The following is a 16609-nucleotide window of genomic DNA, read 5'->3' on the forward strand; positions in this document are numbered from 1 at the left end:
AGAAATTTCTCGCGTTATTCCGCAATAAAATAAACTAAACCCGTGATTTCACGGGTTTTTTTATGTTTTAATCTTTGCGTTACCATTAGAAAAGGTTAACTGTATTTTTTTTCGACGATATTTCAATTGTGAATGCTTTTTAGCCATATTTAGCTAGGTTATCAAAATGAATTATTATTTAATGTTCGAAAAATTCGAATCGGGTGAAGGTACGTTTACCGTCAAAAGCCCATGGAACAACGTGCTTCAATATTACCAACCTCAAATTAAGCTTTTAAAGAACAGGCCGACAGTCTATTTAAATACGCAGTATAACGAAAAAGGTATGTCTGATTTTTTAAAAATCCCAATGGGAATGTTGGCGAGTAAAAAAGTTCAACAAATTTTTTTCGACAAAGGGTTTAGCGGTGTACAGTTTCTTCCTGTCGACGTAAAAAATGACGTTATCGTAACTGATTTTGCTTTTATGAATGTGACTGCTCACTATGATTTGCTCGACCCTGCTGCTTCTGAGGCCGAGGGCTTTAGTAAAACACTTGGTGGATACACTGGCGTTTTGGAGGAAATGCTTGATTTGGCTAAATTTGAATCAACAAATATCGAACATGATTGCTTCACGCTATCGACTTATAAAGATCCTTATTATGTGAGTGAAAAAGTTAAGGATGCATTAGAAGATGCTGGAATCACTGGGATTGAATTTATACCGATGGAGTTTTCATGATAGCGCAAAAATATAAGCAAGATGGTCTGTTTCAGGAAACAGACACTAGTTCACAACAGTCTAAAAATGCCGATTTAATTCTAGTGTACTTTCCATCGCCTGGCGTATTTGTTAGGAATACTTTAAAGGTACCTTCAAATTTTTGTACGCAGACGGTCTCCTATTATGAAGCAAATGCTGAAGGTTTTGAAAACATGTATGTATTCTTACCAGCAGTGCTTCAAAGTCAGTATGATGCTGGGCATCATAGCTCCGGTATTGTTTATGAAGACGGCGCTTTAATATTTGCTACTGATTTGGCTGAGGGATTATCTAAGCAATCACCAACGACTATAGAACATCGCTTTGGGTAGTCGCATAGTGAGCGCCCAGCAACACACTCACTGATTCCCCGTATTGAGTAAGCAACATGCGGTCTCAGTCAAATTCGAGTGAGTTGGTTTCTGTAGCGACTCTTTGTTGCACTTGTATACTGATCTTCTTCCTTTTTAGTTGGTACTCCTGATTCCAACGATTCCTACCATCAATGAAAGTCGCTGAAGTATTCACAAAGCTGATAGCGTTCGTATTCTCCATACTTACGGAATGAAAAACAAAAACGATAATGGGTGTATTCAGCAGATCCAACTAATGGCGCCACTAGGCGCCTTTTTTATGGCCGAGTGGGTTCGGTAATCTAGATTCTGTGCCCTTGATCACTTTTCTTATCATCGCCTGCTTTTCGTGGTGTTTTTGTTTAGATTGTGAGCACTGGTCGGTTGAGCTTATGGTTTGCTTCAATTAGTATGCTTGCGCGAACATATATTCGAATAAATGGATGTTTTACAGAGATATATACCAATTAATATAGATTATTCAGTTGGTTAACCATTCTGTTTTGAATATGCAACATAACAATGAAGGCTATGGCCAATCACATGGAGCAACCATGAGTACAACAACGTCACCTCGACCGAACGCGCCGCAGGGCGGCATGCATAAATTCCTCAATTTTATTGAACGAGCGGGCAATAAAATTCCTGATCCAGCACTTCTCTTCTTCTGGGGCTTGATCCTCACTTGGATTTTGTCTGCGATCCTTTCCCGTGTTGATTTTGGTTTGATTCATCCAATCACCAAAGAAGCGGTGGAAGTCAAAAACCTGATGACTGGCACAGAAATGGCCAACTTCCTCGCCACCATGGTGAAAAACTTCACTGGCTTTGCACCGCTAGGTATCGTGCTGGTTGCAATGCTGGGTGTGGGCGTGGCGGAAGCTTCAGGCTTTATTAATACTGGCTTGAAAAAAATGCTGAAAGTGACGCCAAAGTCACTGCTTACGCCAGTGCTAATTTTGGTGGCGATTGTCTCACACACCGCAGCCGATGCTGGCTACGTGTTGGTCATTCCACTTGGCGGTATCATTTTCCATGCCGCAGGTCGTCATCCATTGGCAGGTATCGCGGCAGCATTTGCTGGTGTATCTGGCGGTTTCTCGGCCAATTTTATTCCTTCAGGGATCGACCCTCTATTGGCCGGCTTTACAGAAGCGGCTGCGCATGTGCTTGATCCAAGCTATCAAGTGAACCCACTTGCCAACCTGTATTTCACTGGTTTGTCATCGATTTTGATTATCGGTGTGGGCTGGTTTATTACGGATCGCATCATTGAGCCTCGCTTGGCGCGTACGCCCATTGATGATGATGCTGAAGAAGCGCCAGATATGGGTGCATTTACCGCGCAAGAAGGCAAAGCCTTTAGCTATGCGGGTTTCTCTATGCTGGCCGGTATCGCATTGCTTGTTGCGGCGGTTTGGCCAATTGATTCACCATTGCGCTCACCTTTGGTCTGTACCGATGTGGCAACCCAAGCGGTATTGAAGACCAATGCTTGTTTGGATTTGACCGATGAGAGCAGCCTAAGCGCTATTAAAGCGGCAGCAGAATCTGCGGGCATGACGCTGACTGGTGGTGAGATCACCTCATTTGGCGCGCCAGTAATGATGTCGATTGTACCTCTAATCTTCATCCTCTTTATTATTCCAGGCGTGATCTACGGTTACGTTGCAGGCACCTTTAAAAACAGCTCTGATGTGATTAAAGCGATGAATGGCACCATGGCCAATATGGCCAGCTTTATGGTGTTGTCATTCTTTATTGCTCAGTTCTTGGTGGCATTCTCTGCATCAAATATCGGTGCGCTATTGGCACTGTCTGGTGCTGAATTCCTGCAATCATTGAACCTACGTGGTGAAGTGACTATCGTCGGTATGGTGCTATTGACTGCAAGTATTAACCTGTTGGTGGGCTCGGCATCTGCAAAATGGGCATTGATTGGTCCAATCTTTGTGCCAATGCTAATGGGCGTGGGTATCTCGCCTGAGCTAACACAAGCGGCTTACCGTGTGGGCGATTCGGTATCGAATATTATCTCGCCAATGATGGTGTTCTTCCCGCTGGTGGTTGTGTATATGCAGCGCTATGTGAAGAAATCAGGGATTGGCTCATTGGCCTCGATGATGATGCCTTACTCTTTGGCGCTGTTGGTGTGCTGGACACTCTTCCTATTGGTTTACTGGATGATCGGTATTCCTCTGGGTATTCAAGCACCATACGTCTATAAGATGTAATACTCAGTAGCCAAAGCGTTTATTAAACGAACAAAAAGCCTCGCGTTATGCGAGGCTTTTTTTATATTCCAGTGAAAAATGCTGCTTAGTATGGAAAAAGTGAATTTATTTTTGGAAATGTGATTTTATCGATTGCATCGTCAAATCATGCTTAGTTAGTTGGAAATGCTGATTATCGATAGCTTTAAAGATAAAACCGTTGTTTTGGTAATGGTATTCTGTGTTTTATATGGATAGCGATGCTTATCGTATTGTTTTACAAATAAAATTCTGTCTGTTAGGTTTTCTTTGGATTTAAATTTTGCATATATGGAAGAGTAAAACAGATGTCTGAACCGACGATTGAAGAACACAAATCATCTCGCTTGTTGCGGGTGATTGAACATGTTGGCCAGAAGATCCCTGACCCCGTGGTGATCTTCATGTTTCTTTTTGTCTTTTGTTTGGCCTTGACTGGGCTGGTCGGTGGTTACACCTTTGAAACCATGGGCAAAGACGGCGGCATGGTGCAGATCAGTATTCTCAATATGCTTGATACTGAAAACGTGCGATGGGTGTTTGATAACGCACTGTTGCAAAACTGGCTTGCCTTTGGCGGCGGCGTGTTGGGCGTGATTTTGATTGTGATGCTGGGGATTGGCATTGCAGAAAACTCAGGTCTGTTGACGGCTGTGATTAAAAAAGTAGGGCTGAAAATTCCAGAAACCTTGCTGCCATTGCTGGTGGTGTTTTTGGGGATTATGAGCTCCATCGCCTCTGATGCCGGTTACTTGGTGCTGATTCCACTGGCCGGTCTTTTATATGGCGCTTTGGGTAAAAACCCATTGATTGGTATGGCGGCGGCCTTTGCAGGTGTTTCTGCGGGTTTTAGTGCTAACCTCATTCCGGCAACACCATCGGATATTATTTTGGGGATGAACGCGCGTATTTTTGCTGAGTCGCAAAATGTGCCCTTTACGGATGCCAGTGGCAACCCGCTGAATCCAGCCACCATGCACTACTACTTTATTGCGTTCTCCACAGTGGTGCTGACCATTGTCGGCGCTTGGGTGACTCATCGTTTTGTTGCGCCGCGCCTCAATCGTATGTCTTATGCGTTGCCTGAAGATATCAACTTTGATGATTTTCAACTGAGCAAAGAAGAGCAAAAAGGTTTGCGCTGGGCGGGTGTAGGCTTTATCGCTGCACTGGCAGGGATCTTCTTGTTGGCGACGGGGCCTTTGGCGGCTTACCAAGTGGGTGGTAAAACCATTACCCCATATTTGAATAACATCATTTTGCTGATTGCCGTTGCCTTTGCGATTCCGGGCCTGTGCTTTGGTGTGGCGACGGGGAAATTCAAGTCGATGCAAGATGTGGTCACCGCCATGGTCAAGCAGATGAACACCATGGGCTATATTTTGGTGCTCACTTTCTTCTGCTATAACTTCTTGGCATTGCTGACCTATTCGAACTTGGGTGCTTATATCACCTATTTGGGTGCTAGCTTCTTGCTCTCATTGGGTTTGCAAGAGTTCCCGGTGTTGCTGATTTTGGGCTTTATTTTAACCACAGCGTTTATCAACCTATTTGTCGGTGGTTTAACATCGAAATGGATGCTGCTTGGCCCGATTTTTGTGCCAATGCTTTATCAGGTAAACCCAGAGATGACGCCTGATATGGTCACCGCTGCGTTCCGCGTTGCAGACTCTTGTACCAATATCATCACCCCAATGATGAGCTACGCTGGGGTTATTTTGGCCTTTATGCGTAAGTACAAATCAGACTTAAGCTTTGGCGATATGATTGCCATGATGGTGCCATACTCAGCGGCGTTCTTGGTGGTTTGGAGTGCGATTTTGGTGGCTTTCTTTAGCCTTGGTATTCCACTGGGCTTCTAAGCCTACACTTACGTGCTAACACGACGCTCTGATGAAAAAGCCCAGCAAATATGCTGGGCTTTTTGTATGGCCAAATGATTGGCTGAGCTTCTTATTGACAGAGATAGGCGTGATGAAAGTGCAAATGCTCAGCAATGAAGCTTTGAATAAAGTAATAGCTATGATCAAAATCAGGCTGCATGCGAAAGCGAATGGGGTAGCTCATCTGCTCGGCGATGCTGATCAATTTTTCAGGCTGCAATTGCTCAGAATAAAAGGGATCGGCGCTGCCTTGGTCAATCAAAATTGGCAGATGTTGATGGCTATTGGCCAGCAGCGCACAGCTGTCATAGGCCAGCCAATCTTGCTCATTGTCACCAAGATAGTGGCTTAAGGCTTTTTGTCCCCAAGGCACTTGGCTTGGATTCACAATCGGCGCAAAAGCTGAAATCGAGGTAAAGCGGTCAGGATTTTTTAGGCCAATCATCAATGCGCCGTGACCACCCATGCTATGGCCTGAAATGGCAAATTTGCCATTGAGTGGAAAATGCTGGCTAAGCAGATTGGGCAGTTCTTCGACAATGTAGTCATACATCCGGTAGTGCGCCGCCCAAGGTGCTTGTGTGGCATTGAGATAAAAGCCTGCACCTTGGCCTAAGTCATAGGCGTCATCGTCTGCAACATTGGCCCCGCGCGGGCTGGTATCTGGCGCGACAATGGCGATTCCTAATTTGGCTGCAGTTTCAAAGGCACCCGCTTTTTGCATGAAATTTTCATCAGTGCAGGTTAACCCCGAGAGCCAAAAAAGTAGGGGAACGCTTTGGTTTTGCGCTTGCGGCGGAAGAAAAATGGCAAAGCGCATATTACAGCCCAGCACTTGGCTGTGGTGCTGAAATTGGTGGTGCCAGCCATCAAACACTTTGTTGTGGCTGAGCGGTTGGAGTTGATCAGGCATCGGTTGATCCTTATGACAAAGGCGCCAAGCAAACTTGGCGCCATAATGAGGGACAAACATGCCGTGCGCAGTCATCGACTATTGCGCCTGCATATGAATCACGGTTCGAATGCTTTTGCCTTCATGCATCAGCTCAAAAGCATCATTGATTTGCTCAAGTGGCATGGTGTGGGTAATGAACTCTTGCAAACCAAATTCGCCCGCAAGATAACGCTCAACAATCCCTGGTAGCTCAGAGCGACCTTTCACGCCACCAAATGCACTGCCGCGCCAAACACGACCTGTGACCAGTTGGAATGGGCGGGTTGAGATCTCTTGGCCAGCGCCTGCAACACCAATGATCACGGATTCACCCCAGCCTTTATGACAGCACTCAAGTGCTTGGCGCATCACATTGACGTTACCGATACACTCAAAGGAGTAATCGACGCCGCCATCTGTCATCTCAACAATCACCTCTTGAATCGGTTTGTCAAAATGCTGCGGATTAATTAAATCTGTAGCGCCGAGCTGTGTCGCAAGCTCAAATTTACTTTCGTTAATGTCAATACCGATAATTCGGCTCGCACCCGCCATACGCGCACCGATAATGGCTGACAGGCCAATACCGCCCAAACCAAAGATCGCCACGGTATCGCCTTTGGCAACTTTAGCGGTATTGAGCACCGCGCCCATACCTGTGGTTACACCACAACCGAGTAAGCAAACTTCTTCAAGGGGCGCTTCTTTGTTCACTTTTGCCAGTGAAATTTCAGGTAGCACTGTGTATTCAGAGAAAGTTGAGCAGCCCATGTAGTGATAAATTGGCTGGCCATCTTTATAGAAACGGGTCGTGCCATCAGGCATTAAGCCTTTACCTTGGGTTTCACGAACCGCTTGGCAGAGGTTGGTTTTACCTGATTTACAGAACTTGCACTCACCACATTCAGCGGTATAAAGCGGGATCACATGATCGCCCACGGCAACGCTGGTGACGCCTTCGCCGACCATTTCGACAATACCGCCGCCTTCATGGCCTAAAATGGCAGGGAAAATGCCTTCTGGATCGTCACCGGATAGGGTGAATGCATCGGTGTGACAAACGCCCGTGGCAATAATACGCACCAAGACTTCACCGGCTTTTGGTAGCATCACATCCACTTCTTCAATGGATAGTGGTTGGTTTGGCCCCCAAGCGATGGCGGCGCGTGATTTAATAAATTGTTCGGACATGCAGTCACTCCCATAAAATGAATGAGGTGGGTTGGATTGACTGAAAGTATAGTTATTTCCTCTGAGATGATAATCTAGCTAAAATTAAAATCACTTTTACATATAGGTAATAATCATGCAGCACTGGCAGGGGATTGAGGCCTTTATCGCAGTGGCCGAGCTCGGCAGTTTTACCCAAGCGGCCAAGCGAATGCAGACCTCTGTGGTGCAGGTGAGCCGGCAAATCAGTCAGTTAGAAGCGCGTTTGGCGGTGCAGCTCTTTTATCGCACCACGCGCCAAGTAAGCTTGACGGCGCTTGGGGAGCAGTTTTATCACCAGTGCGCGCCGCTTTATGATGGACTGCAGCAAGCGGAGCAAAGTTTGCAAGATGCGCAGCAGGTACCGCAGGGCCTACTGAAAGTGACGGCGCCAGTGACCTATGGTGAGCAAGTCCTTGCGCCCATGCTTTATCAGTTTATTGCCCAATATGAGCAGTTGGAGTTGTCGTTGCATTTGACCAACGAGCCCTTGGACTTAGCCGCAGAGCAATTGGATTTGGCCATTCGCTTAGGGCGGCTCAGTGACTCACGCTTGGTTGCTAAAAAGCTCGCCACGCGCCAGTTACATGTGTGCGCGACACCAGACTATTTTGCGCGCTTTGGCGCGGCGGAGAGCTTGAGTGATTTACATCGTCACCAGTGTCTTAAAGGCAGTCATGGGCATTGGTTTTTCCGCCAGCAAGGGCGCAGCATCACTTGGCCGGTGCAAGGGCGGGTGCAAAGTAATAGTGGTTACGCCCTACTAACCGCTGCGCGCCAAGGGTTAGGACTGGTACAATTGCCCGATTATTATGTGCAGCAAGATTTAGCCAGTGGCAAATTGGTGGAAGTGCTCACGCAATATCGTGATGACCAAGAGGGGATTTGGGCGCTGTATCCGCAAAATCGTTATTTATCGCCCAAGGTTCGTTGCTGTATTGATTATTTAGCCACAGCACTGCAACCTCAGCCCCATCGCTAATAACTATTTCAATTGCCAAGTTAGACGTTCAGCAAAAAGCCCTAATAGAGAGTGTGGATGAAGAACCCTCAGCAAGATATCGAATTTATGCGCCAAGCCATGGCGTTGGCACAAAAAGCGCAAGACAGCGGTGAGGTCCCCGTGGGCGCTTTGCTGGTGGCCGATGGTCAGGTTATCGCCGAGGGGTTTAACCAAGTGATTCAAGCACATGACCCCAGCGCCCATGCGGAGATGGTGGCTTTGCGTGCCGGCGGTCAAGCGCTACAAAATTATCGCCTGCTCGATACCACGCTGTATGTCACTTTAGAGCCTTGCCCGATGTGTGCCGGTGCTTTGCTTCATGGCCGAGTGAAGCGCATTGTTTTTGGTGCCTTTGACCAAAAAGCAGGGGCGGCGGGTAGTGTGCTGAATTTGTTTGCAAGCCAAGCGGCGTATCATTATGCAGAAATTGAAGGTGGGGTACTTGAAGATGAGTGCCGTGCTCAGCTGCAGCAGTTTTTTAAACAGCGCCGCGCCGCCCATAAGGCGAACAAAGATGCCAAGCGGCAAGCGCAGTCTGAATTGGAACTTCGTCAGGGGAATGCAACCAATCAGCAGCACGGTGCGAGCCAGAATAAAGAAATAAAATAGGCTGACCAAATAGTGAAAACGAAAAAACGCGGTAAAACCGCGTTTTTTTATGCGCCACAATCAAGTGCGGCAATGGTGTAGTTACGATGTCGCTGTAGCACTTTGCGCATTTTAATGACTCTTGCGCGCTTACGGCGGGTGGCGTGAACGCCACTCATGCTACGGACTCGTTTGAGATGTGCGCGTCTTTTCGCAAACATATCAAGTCTCCTTTGAAGGCAGCAAACAAGCGAAATTGTTGCTGGTTTTATCTTAGCGAAGTTTGCTGGTTTGCCAAGGAAAACCGAGGGGTTTGACTAGCAGATAACGTTGCTTTCATCACACTTTGCAGTCTTTTATTTCTATTTGTAAAAAAGGCAGCCAATGCTGCCTTTTTATTTCGAGAAAACTGACGAGTGAATAGCGCCCCATGAGGGCGTGATTCGCACAAGTGATTTTATCGTTTTTTCGCGCTGTTTTTACCGCCGCTCTCTTTGTCTTTATCAGGTTGACCAAGCTGCTCTAAATCATCCAAGTTGGTTTCCGTGCCGCCATTGATCTGCTGAATCTCTTGCTTTTTATGGTATCCCACCAAGCTTTGATAGTAGCGGCGAATATTCTCGACATAGTGCTGCGCTTCATCGCCGCGCGCAAAACCATAACGCGTTTGGCGATGGTATTTCGGGTTACGTAATAAAGGCAGAAACTGCTTTACGTCACTCCATGAGTTTGGATCGCCGCCATATTTTTGCGTTAAGCGGCGGGCATCCATCATATGGCCAAAGCCAACGTTGTAGGAGGCCAGCGCAAACCAGATCTTCTCATCTTCTTCAATGCTATCGGGCACGCGATCAAGTACGCGTTTGAGGTAGATTGCGCCGCCACGAATGCTTTGCTCTGGATCGCGGCGATCGGTGACGCCCACGGATTTGGCCGTTGGCATCGTCAGCATCATCATGCCACGCACACCAGTCGGTGACACTGCGTTAGGTTTCCAATGCGATTCTTGATAGGCCACTGCCGCCAGTAAACGCCAGTCAAAATCGGTGGCATATTTTTCAAACAGCGGCTGCCATTTCGGTAGGCGATTATCCACGGCGGTAAAGAAGGCGCGGGTATCAAAGTAATCAAAGCGATTGACGTGGCCGAAGTACTTTTCTTCCAGTTTGGCCAGCTCACCACTTTGGTTGAGTTCACCAAAAAATTCGATGACCAAGGCATAGAGCGCATCATCGCGCTGCTCTTGTAGATACCAAACCACGGGTTCATCTTCGGTGAGATCCATGGCCACAGTGACTTCTGGATACAGGCGCTGTGTTAGCGAAACATCTACGGAGTCGGCGATGGTGTACATCAGCTCGCCACTAGCGATGTATTGTAGCAGTTGGTTGTCATCTACATCATCCACCACTTGCCACTCAAGTTTTGGATATTTTTCTTTGAGCTTTTCTAAGGTTTCGACATGACTTGAGCTTTCAGTAATGGCGATGCCTTCTAGTTTTTGCAGATCTTTAAGTCGGCGTGGACGCTTTTGACCTTTGCGATAGACCAGCTGTTGGTTGGTAAAGTAGTAAGCAGGACCGGCGCGGAATTTTTCCATGCGCGATGGGGTGGCCGTTAAACCCGCAGCAATCAGGTCATAGTGACCGTGCTCAAGGGCTTGAAACAGGTCGGTGAGGTTGTACTCCTCCTTCATTTCAAGGCGGACACCTAATTTATCAGCAAAGCGTTTGGCAAGTTCGTAATCAAGGCCTGTTGGTGCATCGACCCCAATATAGTAGGAGAGCTGGTTGTTGAGCGTACCGACGCGCAAAACACCGCGCGCTTTAATCGCTTCAAGCTCTGTTTGTTGGCTGGGCGCTGGCTCACAGCCCAGTAAAAATAGGGCGCTAAGCATCACGATTAACCAGCGAATGGAGGCTAATTGCTTCAAATGGTTTCGTTCTCGTTATTTATTTGTCGAGCTAGTTATACCAAAGAGCGGGCAAGCGGCAAAGTAAAGAGACCCCTGAGCGCGATTTAGCTCATGAATTCATCACTGCTCACTTTGCTTCACACAAGGGTTGAAAAAAAATCACGCAAACGGTTGCGCTTTGTGTTACCTCACACATCGAATTGCTCTATAATACGCGCGCAAATGACCAAGGTGGCATCGGTATAAATTGGATTTAACCGATAAATGACTGAATTTTCCTCATATTATTCTTGAGTTTATTCCAATATCACCTTCACACATTGCAGCAAAGAGACCTGAGCACATGAGAATTTTGCGTGGTTCCCCCGCTTTATCTGAGTTTCGTGTTAATAAACTATTGGCCCAGTGCCGCGAGCAGGATTTGCCGGTTACTGAGATTTACGCCGAGTTTATGCACTTTGCGGATTTGACCGCACAATTAGATGGACCTGAACTAGATAAGCTGGCAAAGCTGCTGACCTATGGTCCGACAATTGAAGAGCATGAGCCACAAGGCCTATTGCTATTGGTGACCCCACGTCCGGGCACCATTTCCCCTTGGTCATCTAAGGCCACTGATATCGCTCGCAACTGTGGCTTGAGCCAAGTGAAGCGTCTTGAGCGCGGTTGCGCCTACTATATCTCTTCTTCTGTTGCGCTTTCTGATGCGCAAATCGCTAGCATTCAAGCGATGCTTCACGACCGTATGATGGAAGTGGTGTTCACCGACCTTGAGCAAGCCAGTGCGCTATTCCACGTCGCAGAGCCTGCGCCATTAACCCCAGTTGATATTTTGGCTGGCGGTCGTGAGGCGCTGGAAGCGGCAAACATCAGCCTTGGTTTGGCCTTGGCAGAAGATGAGATTGATTACTTGGTGGAAAGCTTTATTAAGCTTGGCCGTAATCCAAATGATATTGAACTGATGATGTTTGCGCAGGCGAACTCTGAGCACTGTCGTCATAAAATCTTTAACGCTGATTGGACTATCGATGGCGAGCTTCAGCCAAAATCGCTGTTCAAGATGATCAAAAACACCTACGAGCACACCCCTGACTATGTGTTGTCTGCCTATAAAGATAACGCTGCCGTGATGGAAGGCTCTCCGGTAGGGCGTTTCTTTGCTGATGCGGATAGTCGTCAATATACCTATCACCATGAAGATGCCCACATTCTGATGAAGGTGGAAACCCACAACCACCCAACCGCGATTTCACCATGGCCGGGCGCATCAACAGGCTCTGGCGGTGAAATCCGCGACGAAGGCGCGACCGGTATTGGCGGTAAGCCAAAGGCGGGTCTGGTTGGTTTTACGGTATCAAACCTACGTATTCCGGGTTTTGAGCAGCCATGGGAAACTGATTTTGGTAAGCCAGGCCGCATCGTTAATGCGCTGGATATCATGATTGAAGGCCCGCTAGGTGGCGCAGCTTTTAACAACGAATTTGGTCGTCCGAACCTGCTTGGTTACTTCCGTACCTATGAAGAGAAAGTGACGTCACACGCCGGTGAAGAGATCCGTGGTTATCACAAGCCAATCATGATTGCTGGCGGTATGGGTAACATTCGCGCAGAACACGTGCAGAAAAAAGAGATCCCTGTGGGCGCAAATCTTATTGTGCTTGGCGGCCCTGCGATGAATATCGGTCTTGGCGGCGGCGCAGCCTCTTCCATGGCTTCTGGCCAATCAGCTGAGGATTTGGATTTTGCTTCAGTGCAACGTGAAAACCCAGAGATGGAGCGTCGTTGCCAAGAGGTGATCGACCGCTGCTGGCAGCTGGGTGAGCAAAACCCAATCGCCTTTATTCACGATGTGGGTGCAGGCGGTATTTCTAACGCATTGCCTGAGCTTGTGGATGACGGCGAGCGCGGTGGTATCTTCCAATTGCGTAATGTACCCAATGATGAACCGGGCATGAGTCCACTTGAGATTTGGTGTAACGAGTCACAAGAGCGCTATGTGTTGGCGGTTGCGCAAGAGCATATGGATGCCTTTGATGCGATTTGTAAGCGCGAGCGTGCGCCTTATGCTGTGGTTGGTGTGGCAACGGAAGAGCGTCACCTTAAGCTTGAAGATAGCCATTTTGATAACACACCAATCGATATGCCAATGGACATTTTGCTTGGCAAGCCACCAAAAATGCACCGTGAAGCGACCACGCTGAAGGTCAATAGCCCAGCATTGGCATGTGAGGGTATCGCGCTTAATGATGCCATTGACCGCGTGCTTCGTTTGCCAACCGTGGCTGAGAAAACCTTCCTCATCACCATTGGTGACCGCTCTGTGACCGGTTTGGTCGCGCGCGATCAAATGGTCGGTCCATGGCAGGTGCCTGTGGCTAACTGCGCGGTCACTGCCGCAAGTTATGACTCTTACCATGGTGAAGCCATGTCCATGGGCGAGCGTACACCTGTGGCGCTGCTTGATTTTGGCGCGTCTGCGCGTTTGGCGGTGGCTGAGTCCTTGACCAATATCGCCGGTACAGACATTGGCGATCTGAAACGCATTAAGCTTTCAGCAAACTGGATGTCACCAGCGGGTCACCCAGGTGAAGATGCAGGTTTGTACGAAGCGGTGAAAGCGGTTGGTGAAGAGCTGTGTCCAGCTTTGGGTCTGACCATTCCTGTGGGTAAAGACTCGATGTCGATGAAGACCAAGTGGCATGAAAATGGTGAAGATAAAGAGGTGACCTCACCGCTTTCTTTGATCATCACTGCCTTTGGCCGCGTTGAAGATGTGCGTAAGACAGTAACGCCGCAGTTGCGTACCGATTTGGGTGACACATCACTGTTGTTGGTGGATTTGGGTCAAGGTCAAAACCGTATGGGTGCGACAGCATTGGCACAGGTTTACAAGCAGTTGGGTGATAAGCCTGCGGATGTGGATAGCCCTGAGCTACTCAAAGGCTTCTTTAACGCCATGCAAACCTTGGTGCGTGATGACAAGCTAGTGGCTTATCACGATAAAGGTGATGGCGGTTTGTTGGTCACCCTTGCAGAGATGGCTTTTGCTGGTCACTGCGGCGTGCACGCGGATATTGCGGCACTTGGCCATGACACCTTAGCAGCGCTCTTTAACGAAGAGCTTGGCGCTGTGATTCAGGTGAAAAATGCCGAGCTTGATGCGGTGCAAGCGGTGCTTGCGGCCCATGGCTTGCGTGATTGTTCACATCTGATTGGTTCAGTTGAAGCCTCTGATCGCTTTGTGATTGCCGCGGGCGACACGGTACTGGTTGATCGTTCACGCACCGAGCTTCGCACCATTTGGGCGGAAACCACCCATAAGATGCAAGCGCTTCGTGACAATCCAGCTTGCGCAGATCAAGAGTTTGCAGCCAAGCAGCAAGACCAAGATCCGGGTCTGAATGTTAGCCTCAGCTTTGATATTCATGAAGATGTGGCGGCGCCATTTATCAATACCGGCGTTAAGCCAAAGATGGCGATTTTGCGTGAGCAAGGCGTGAACTCGCATGTTGAGATGGCCGCTGCGTTTGATCGCGCAGGCTTTGAAGCCATCGATGTGCATATGAGTGATATTTTGAGTGGCCGCGTGCAACTTGACCCATTCCAAGGTCTGGTGGCTTGTGGTGGCTTCTCTTACGGCGACGTATTGGGCGCGGGTGAAGGTTGGGCGAAGTCGATTCTGTTCAACAACGATGCGCGTGCGCAGTTTGAAAACTTCTTTAACCGTGACAACACCATTGCATTGGGTGTGTGTAACGGCTGTCAGATGCTTTCAAACCTCAGAGATTTGATCCCTGGTGCTGATTTGTGGCCACGCTTTGTACGCAACGAATCGGAGCGTTTTGAAGCGCGCTTTAGTTTGGTTGAAGTTCAATCATCAAACTCAGTATTCTTGGGTTCGATGGCGGGCTCACGTATGCCGATTGCGGTTTCTCACGGTGAAGGCCGTGTGGAAGTTCGCGATGCGGCGCACCTAGCGGCACTTGAAAACTCAGGTACTGTGGCGCTGCGCTTTGTCGATAACTTCGGCCAACCAACGCAGCAATATCCAAACAACCCGAACGGCTCGCCAAATGCGATCACAGGTTTAACCACCACAGATGGCCGCGTGACTATTATGATGCCGCACCCTGAGCGTGTATTCCGCACAGTGGCGAACTCTTGGCATCCGGATAACTGGGGTGAAAATGGCGCTTGGATGCGTATGTTCCAAAGTGCGCGCAAACACCTTGGTTAAGCCATCGGCGTGGTTAAAACCAGATGCCTTGGTTAAAACCAGAGCCTTGGTTCACACTGGTGTTTTAGTTTAATTTGAGCGCCTTTGTTTAGCCTTCAGCGATAACATAGCGTTATGAAAAAGCGGGTGAATCACCCGCTTTTTTTTATGGCATTTTTTATGCGTTTTGATTTGCGTATTTTTCGTTGGTTCAGTCTTGCTGGCGCTGCGTTAATGTTTATCCGATGGCGCTGAAGGGGCGTCTTTGTCTACGGTGAGAGAGAGGATCCAAAGACAAATGAGCGCCACGGCCGCAAATCCACCCAAAATAATGGCCGGAATGGCGCTATAGCCCAAAATGTGCCAAATCACAGATTCAAGTGTGCTCATTTCAAACCTCCTTACCAACCTTCAACATCGCGCATATCGGGAAGTTGATGCGCGATCCCTTTATGACAATCAACACAGGTTTTTTCACCAGAAAATAGGGCGGATGAATGCTGCTGTACACTGCGTGGGCTTTGCTCAGAAAAATCCATATATTCAAATTGGTGACAGTTACGACACTCCAATGAGTCATTTTTCTTGAGTCGCGCCCATTCGCGCTCAGCAAGATGCCCACGGCGGGCTTGGAATTTTTCCTCGGTATTGATGGAACCCATCATAAAGAAAAAGACTTCACGTGATGCCTGTACCTTACGCACGATCTTGTCGGTCCAATCATGGGGAACATGACAATCAGAGCAGATGGCTCGCACACCTGAGCGATTAGAAAAGTGAATGGTTTCTTGAATTTCTGCCACGATAGGAGCATGACAGCTGGCGCAAAACTCTTCAGTATTGGTCGCTTCCATCACGGTATTAAATGCGCCCCAAAACAACAAGCCACCGATAAAGCCCATAAATAGCAAGATACCGACGCCCGCCTTACTAGGGCGTTTAAATCGTTGCCAGATTTTGCCAATGAATTTGAACATTGAACCTCCTGATTGAAAACCGATTAATCACGAAGGGATTCCACCCGTTCAAATTGATTTTTGACGGGGGGCTGCGCATCGGCCTGCGGCACATGACATTGCAAGCAGAAGTAGCGGCGAGGTGATACATCAGCCAGCACGGCATCATCCCGATTGACGAAATGAGTGACACTGACTTTGGTGGCATTCATTTCCTGCGCATTTTTCCAGCTGTGACAGGACAAACATTTATTGGCATTGAGCGACACTTCATAGTGGCGAATGCTGTGTGGAATAAGCGGCGGTTGATAGACATAGTCTGCCTCGAGCAGCTGATCGCGCGGGTATTTTTTCAGCTCGCTGGCCGCTTGGGTTTGTCCGATGGGGGTGGTGCCTCGCAACGAGGAGAGTGTCCCCGTGTCTTGTGCCGCCACATCGCCTTGAGATTCAAATGCAGCCCATACGGTGCTGGTGAATCCCACAATGGTTGTGATTAAGAGCAAGGTCACTCGTGAACAATGCATCATCAGGTTTACTCCGTTGAATGAGGATTCG

14 protein-coding genes are annotated in these 16609 nt (G+C 48.2%); 7 read left to right on the plus strand and 7 right to left on the minus strand.

The features are described from left to right. Positions 1–166: 166 nt before the first annotated feature. The 4 genes from L9P36_RS03520 to L9P36_RS03535 all read left to right on the plus strand — a co-directional run bounded on the left by L9P36_RS03520 (position 167) and on the right by L9P36_RS03535 (position 5212). Positions 167–724 carry an imm11 family protein gene (locus L9P36_RS03520; RefSeq protein WP_237464977.1) on the plus strand — a complete coding sequence of 186 codons (558 nt, stop codon included), beginning with the start codon at positions 167–169 and terminating at the stop codon, positions 722–724. Continuing rightward, a complete protein-coding gene (locus L9P36_RS03525; protein ID WP_237464979.1) occupies positions 721–1077 on the plus strand; it encodes a hypothetical protein in 357 nt (118 codons plus the stop codon). The genes L9P36_RS03520 and L9P36_RS03525 overlap by 4 nt, the downstream gene beginning before the upstream one ends. A gap of 620 nt (positions 1078–1697) precedes the next feature. Next, the gene (locus L9P36_RS03530) at positions 1698–3332 is read left to right on the plus strand and encodes an AbgT family transporter (RefSeq protein ID WP_354004727.1); all 1635 of its coding nucleotides are present in this window, start codon (positions 1698–1700) and stop codon (positions 3330–3332) included. A gap of 326 nt (positions 3333–3658) precedes the next feature. After that, positions 3659–5212: an AbgT family transporter gene (locus tag L9P36_RS03535; protein WP_237464983.1), complete on the plus strand. Its 1554-nt coding sequence runs from the start codon at positions 3659–3661 to the stop codon at positions 5210–5212. A 91-nt stretch (positions 5213–5303) separates the two neighbouring features. Here L9P36_RS03535 and fghA read toward each other — a convergent pair whose 3' ends face one another. Next, positions 5304–6146, minus strand: a complete 843-nt coding sequence (gene fghA / locus L9P36_RS03540) for an S-formylglutathione hydrolase (RefSeq protein WP_237464985.1) — start codon at positions 6144–6146, stop codon at positions 5304–5306. A 78-nt stretch (positions 6147–6224) separates the two neighbouring features. Further along, complete coding sequence (locus L9P36_RS03545) at positions 6225–7358, minus strand: S-(hydroxymethyl)glutathione dehydrogenase/class III alcohol dehydrogenase (protein WP_237464987.1); 1134 nt, start codon at positions 7356–7358, stop codon at positions 6225–6227. A gap of 115 nt (positions 7359–7473) precedes the next feature. On the opposite strand from L9P36_RS03545, the gene L9P36_RS03550 reads away from it, so the two are divergent. Both L9P36_RS03550 and tadA read left to right on the plus strand, forming a co-directional pair. Continuing rightward, complete coding sequence (locus L9P36_RS03550) at positions 7474–8358, plus strand: LysR family transcriptional regulator (RefSeq protein WP_237464989.1); 885 nt, start codon at positions 7474–7476, stop codon at positions 8356–8358. Positions 8359–8415: 57 nt separating this feature from the next. Continuing rightward, positions 8416–8988: a tRNA adenosine(34) deaminase TadA gene (tadA, locus tag L9P36_RS03555; RefSeq protein WP_237464991.1), complete on the plus strand. Its 573-nt coding sequence runs from the start codon at positions 8416–8418 to the stop codon at positions 8986–8988. Positions 8989–9035: 47 nt separating this feature from the next. Here tadA and L9P36_RS03560 read toward each other — a convergent pair whose 3' ends face one another. Both L9P36_RS03560 and mltF read right to left on the minus strand, forming a co-directional pair. Next, positions 9036–9188, minus strand: a complete 153-nt coding sequence (locus L9P36_RS03560; RefSeq protein ID WP_237464992.1) for a hypothetical protein — start codon at positions 9186–9188, stop codon at positions 9036–9038. A gap of 236 nt (positions 9189–9424) precedes the next feature. Beyond that, positions 9425–10900 carry a membrane-bound lytic murein transglycosylase MltF gene (mltF, locus tag L9P36_RS03565; RefSeq protein WP_290368665.1) on the minus strand — a complete coding sequence of 492 codons (1476 nt, stop codon included), beginning with the start codon at positions 10898–10900 and terminating at the stop codon, positions 9425–9427. A gap of 325 nt (positions 10901–11225) precedes the next feature. On the opposite strand from mltF, the gene purL reads away from it, so the two are divergent. Next, complete coding sequence (purL, locus tag L9P36_RS03570) at positions 11226–15119, plus strand: phosphoribosylformylglycinamidine synthase (protein ID WP_237464995.1); 3894 nt, start codon at positions 11226–11228, stop codon at positions 15117–15119. A gap of 210 nt (positions 15120–15329) precedes the next feature. On the opposite strand, the gene L9P36_RS03575 is transcribed toward purL, so the two are convergent. Genes L9P36_RS03575 through L9P36_RS03585 form a run of 3 tightly spaced genes read right to left on the minus strand, consistent with a single transcriptional unit; the run spans position 15330 to position 16581 of the window. Further along, positions 15330–15488, minus strand: coding sequence for a TIGR02808 family protein (locus tag L9P36_RS03575; RefSeq protein WP_237464996.1), 159 nt, complete (start codon positions 15486–15488; stop codon positions 15330–15332). 11 nt (positions 15489–15499) lie between these two features. Beyond that, positions 15500–16075, minus strand: coding sequence for a NapC/NirT family cytochrome c (locus tag L9P36_RS03580; RefSeq protein WP_237464998.1), 576 nt, complete (start codon positions 16073–16075; stop codon positions 15500–15502). 23 nt (positions 16076–16098) lie between these two features. Then, positions 16099–16581 (minus strand): nitrate reductase cytochrome c-type subunit, encoded by a 483-nt coding sequence (locus tag L9P36_RS03585; protein WP_435532725.1) that lies wholly within the window; start codon positions 16579–16581, stop codon positions 16099–16101. Between the last annotated feature and the right edge of the window lie 28 nt (positions 16582–16609).

Origin of the sequence: Vibrio stylophorae, assembly GCF_921293875.1 — a bacterium.
GTDB classification, from domain to species: Bacteria; Pseudomonadota; Gammaproteobacteria; order Enterobacterales; family Vibrionaceae; genus Vibrio_A; species Vibrio_A stylophorae.

Excerpts from the sequence above, each read along its gene's own strand:
- L9P36_RS03520 (WP_237464977.1), top strand. The coding sequence starts at position 167 with ATGAATTATTATTTAATGTTCGAAAAATTCGAATCGGGTGAAGGTACG.
- L9P36_RS03525 (WP_237464979.1), top strand. The coding sequence starts at position 721 with ATGATAGCGCAAAAATATAAGCAAGATGGTCTGTTTCAGGAAACAGAC.
- L9P36_RS03530 (WP_354004727.1), top strand. The coding sequence starts at position 1,698 with ATGCATAAATTCCTCAATTTTATTGAACGAGCGGGCAATAAAATTCCT.
- L9P36_RS03535 (WP_237464983.1), top strand. The coding sequence starts at position 3,659 with ATGTCTGAACCGACGATTGAAGAACACAAATCATCTCGCTTGTTGCGG.
- fghA (WP_237464985.1), bottom strand. The coding sequence starts at position 6,146 with ATGCCTGATCAACTCCAACCGCTCAGCCACAACAAAGTGTTTGATGGC.
- L9P36_RS03545 (WP_237464987.1), bottom strand. The coding sequence starts at position 7,358 with ATGTCCGAACAATTTATTAAATCACGCGCCGCCATCGCTTGGGGGCCA.
- L9P36_RS03550 (WP_237464989.1), top strand. The coding sequence starts at position 7,474 with ATGCAGCACTGGCAGGGGATTGAGGCCTTTATCGCAGTGGCCGAGCTC.
- tadA (WP_237464991.1), top strand. The coding sequence starts at position 8,416 with ATGAAGAACCCTCAGCAAGATATCGAATTTATGCGCCAAGCCATGGCG.
- L9P36_RS03560 (WP_237464992.1), bottom strand. The coding sequence starts at position 9,188 with ATGTTTGCGAAAAGACGCGCACATCTCAAACGAGTCCGTAGCATGAGT.
- purL (WP_237464995.1), top strand. The coding sequence starts at position 11,226 with ATGAGAATTTTGCGTGGTTCCCCCGCTTTATCTGAGTTTCGTGTTAAT.
- L9P36_RS03575 (WP_237464996.1), bottom strand. The coding sequence starts at position 15,488 with ATGAGCACACTTGAATCTGTGATTTGGCACATTTTGGGCTATAGCGCC.
- L9P36_RS03580 (WP_237464998.1), bottom strand. The coding sequence starts at position 16,075 with ATGTTCAAATTCATTGGCAAAATCTGGCAACGATTTAAACGCCCTAGT.
- L9P36_RS03585 (WP_435532725.1), bottom strand. The coding sequence starts at position 16,581 with ATGATGCATTGTTCACGAGTGACCTTGCTCTTAATCACAACCATTGTG.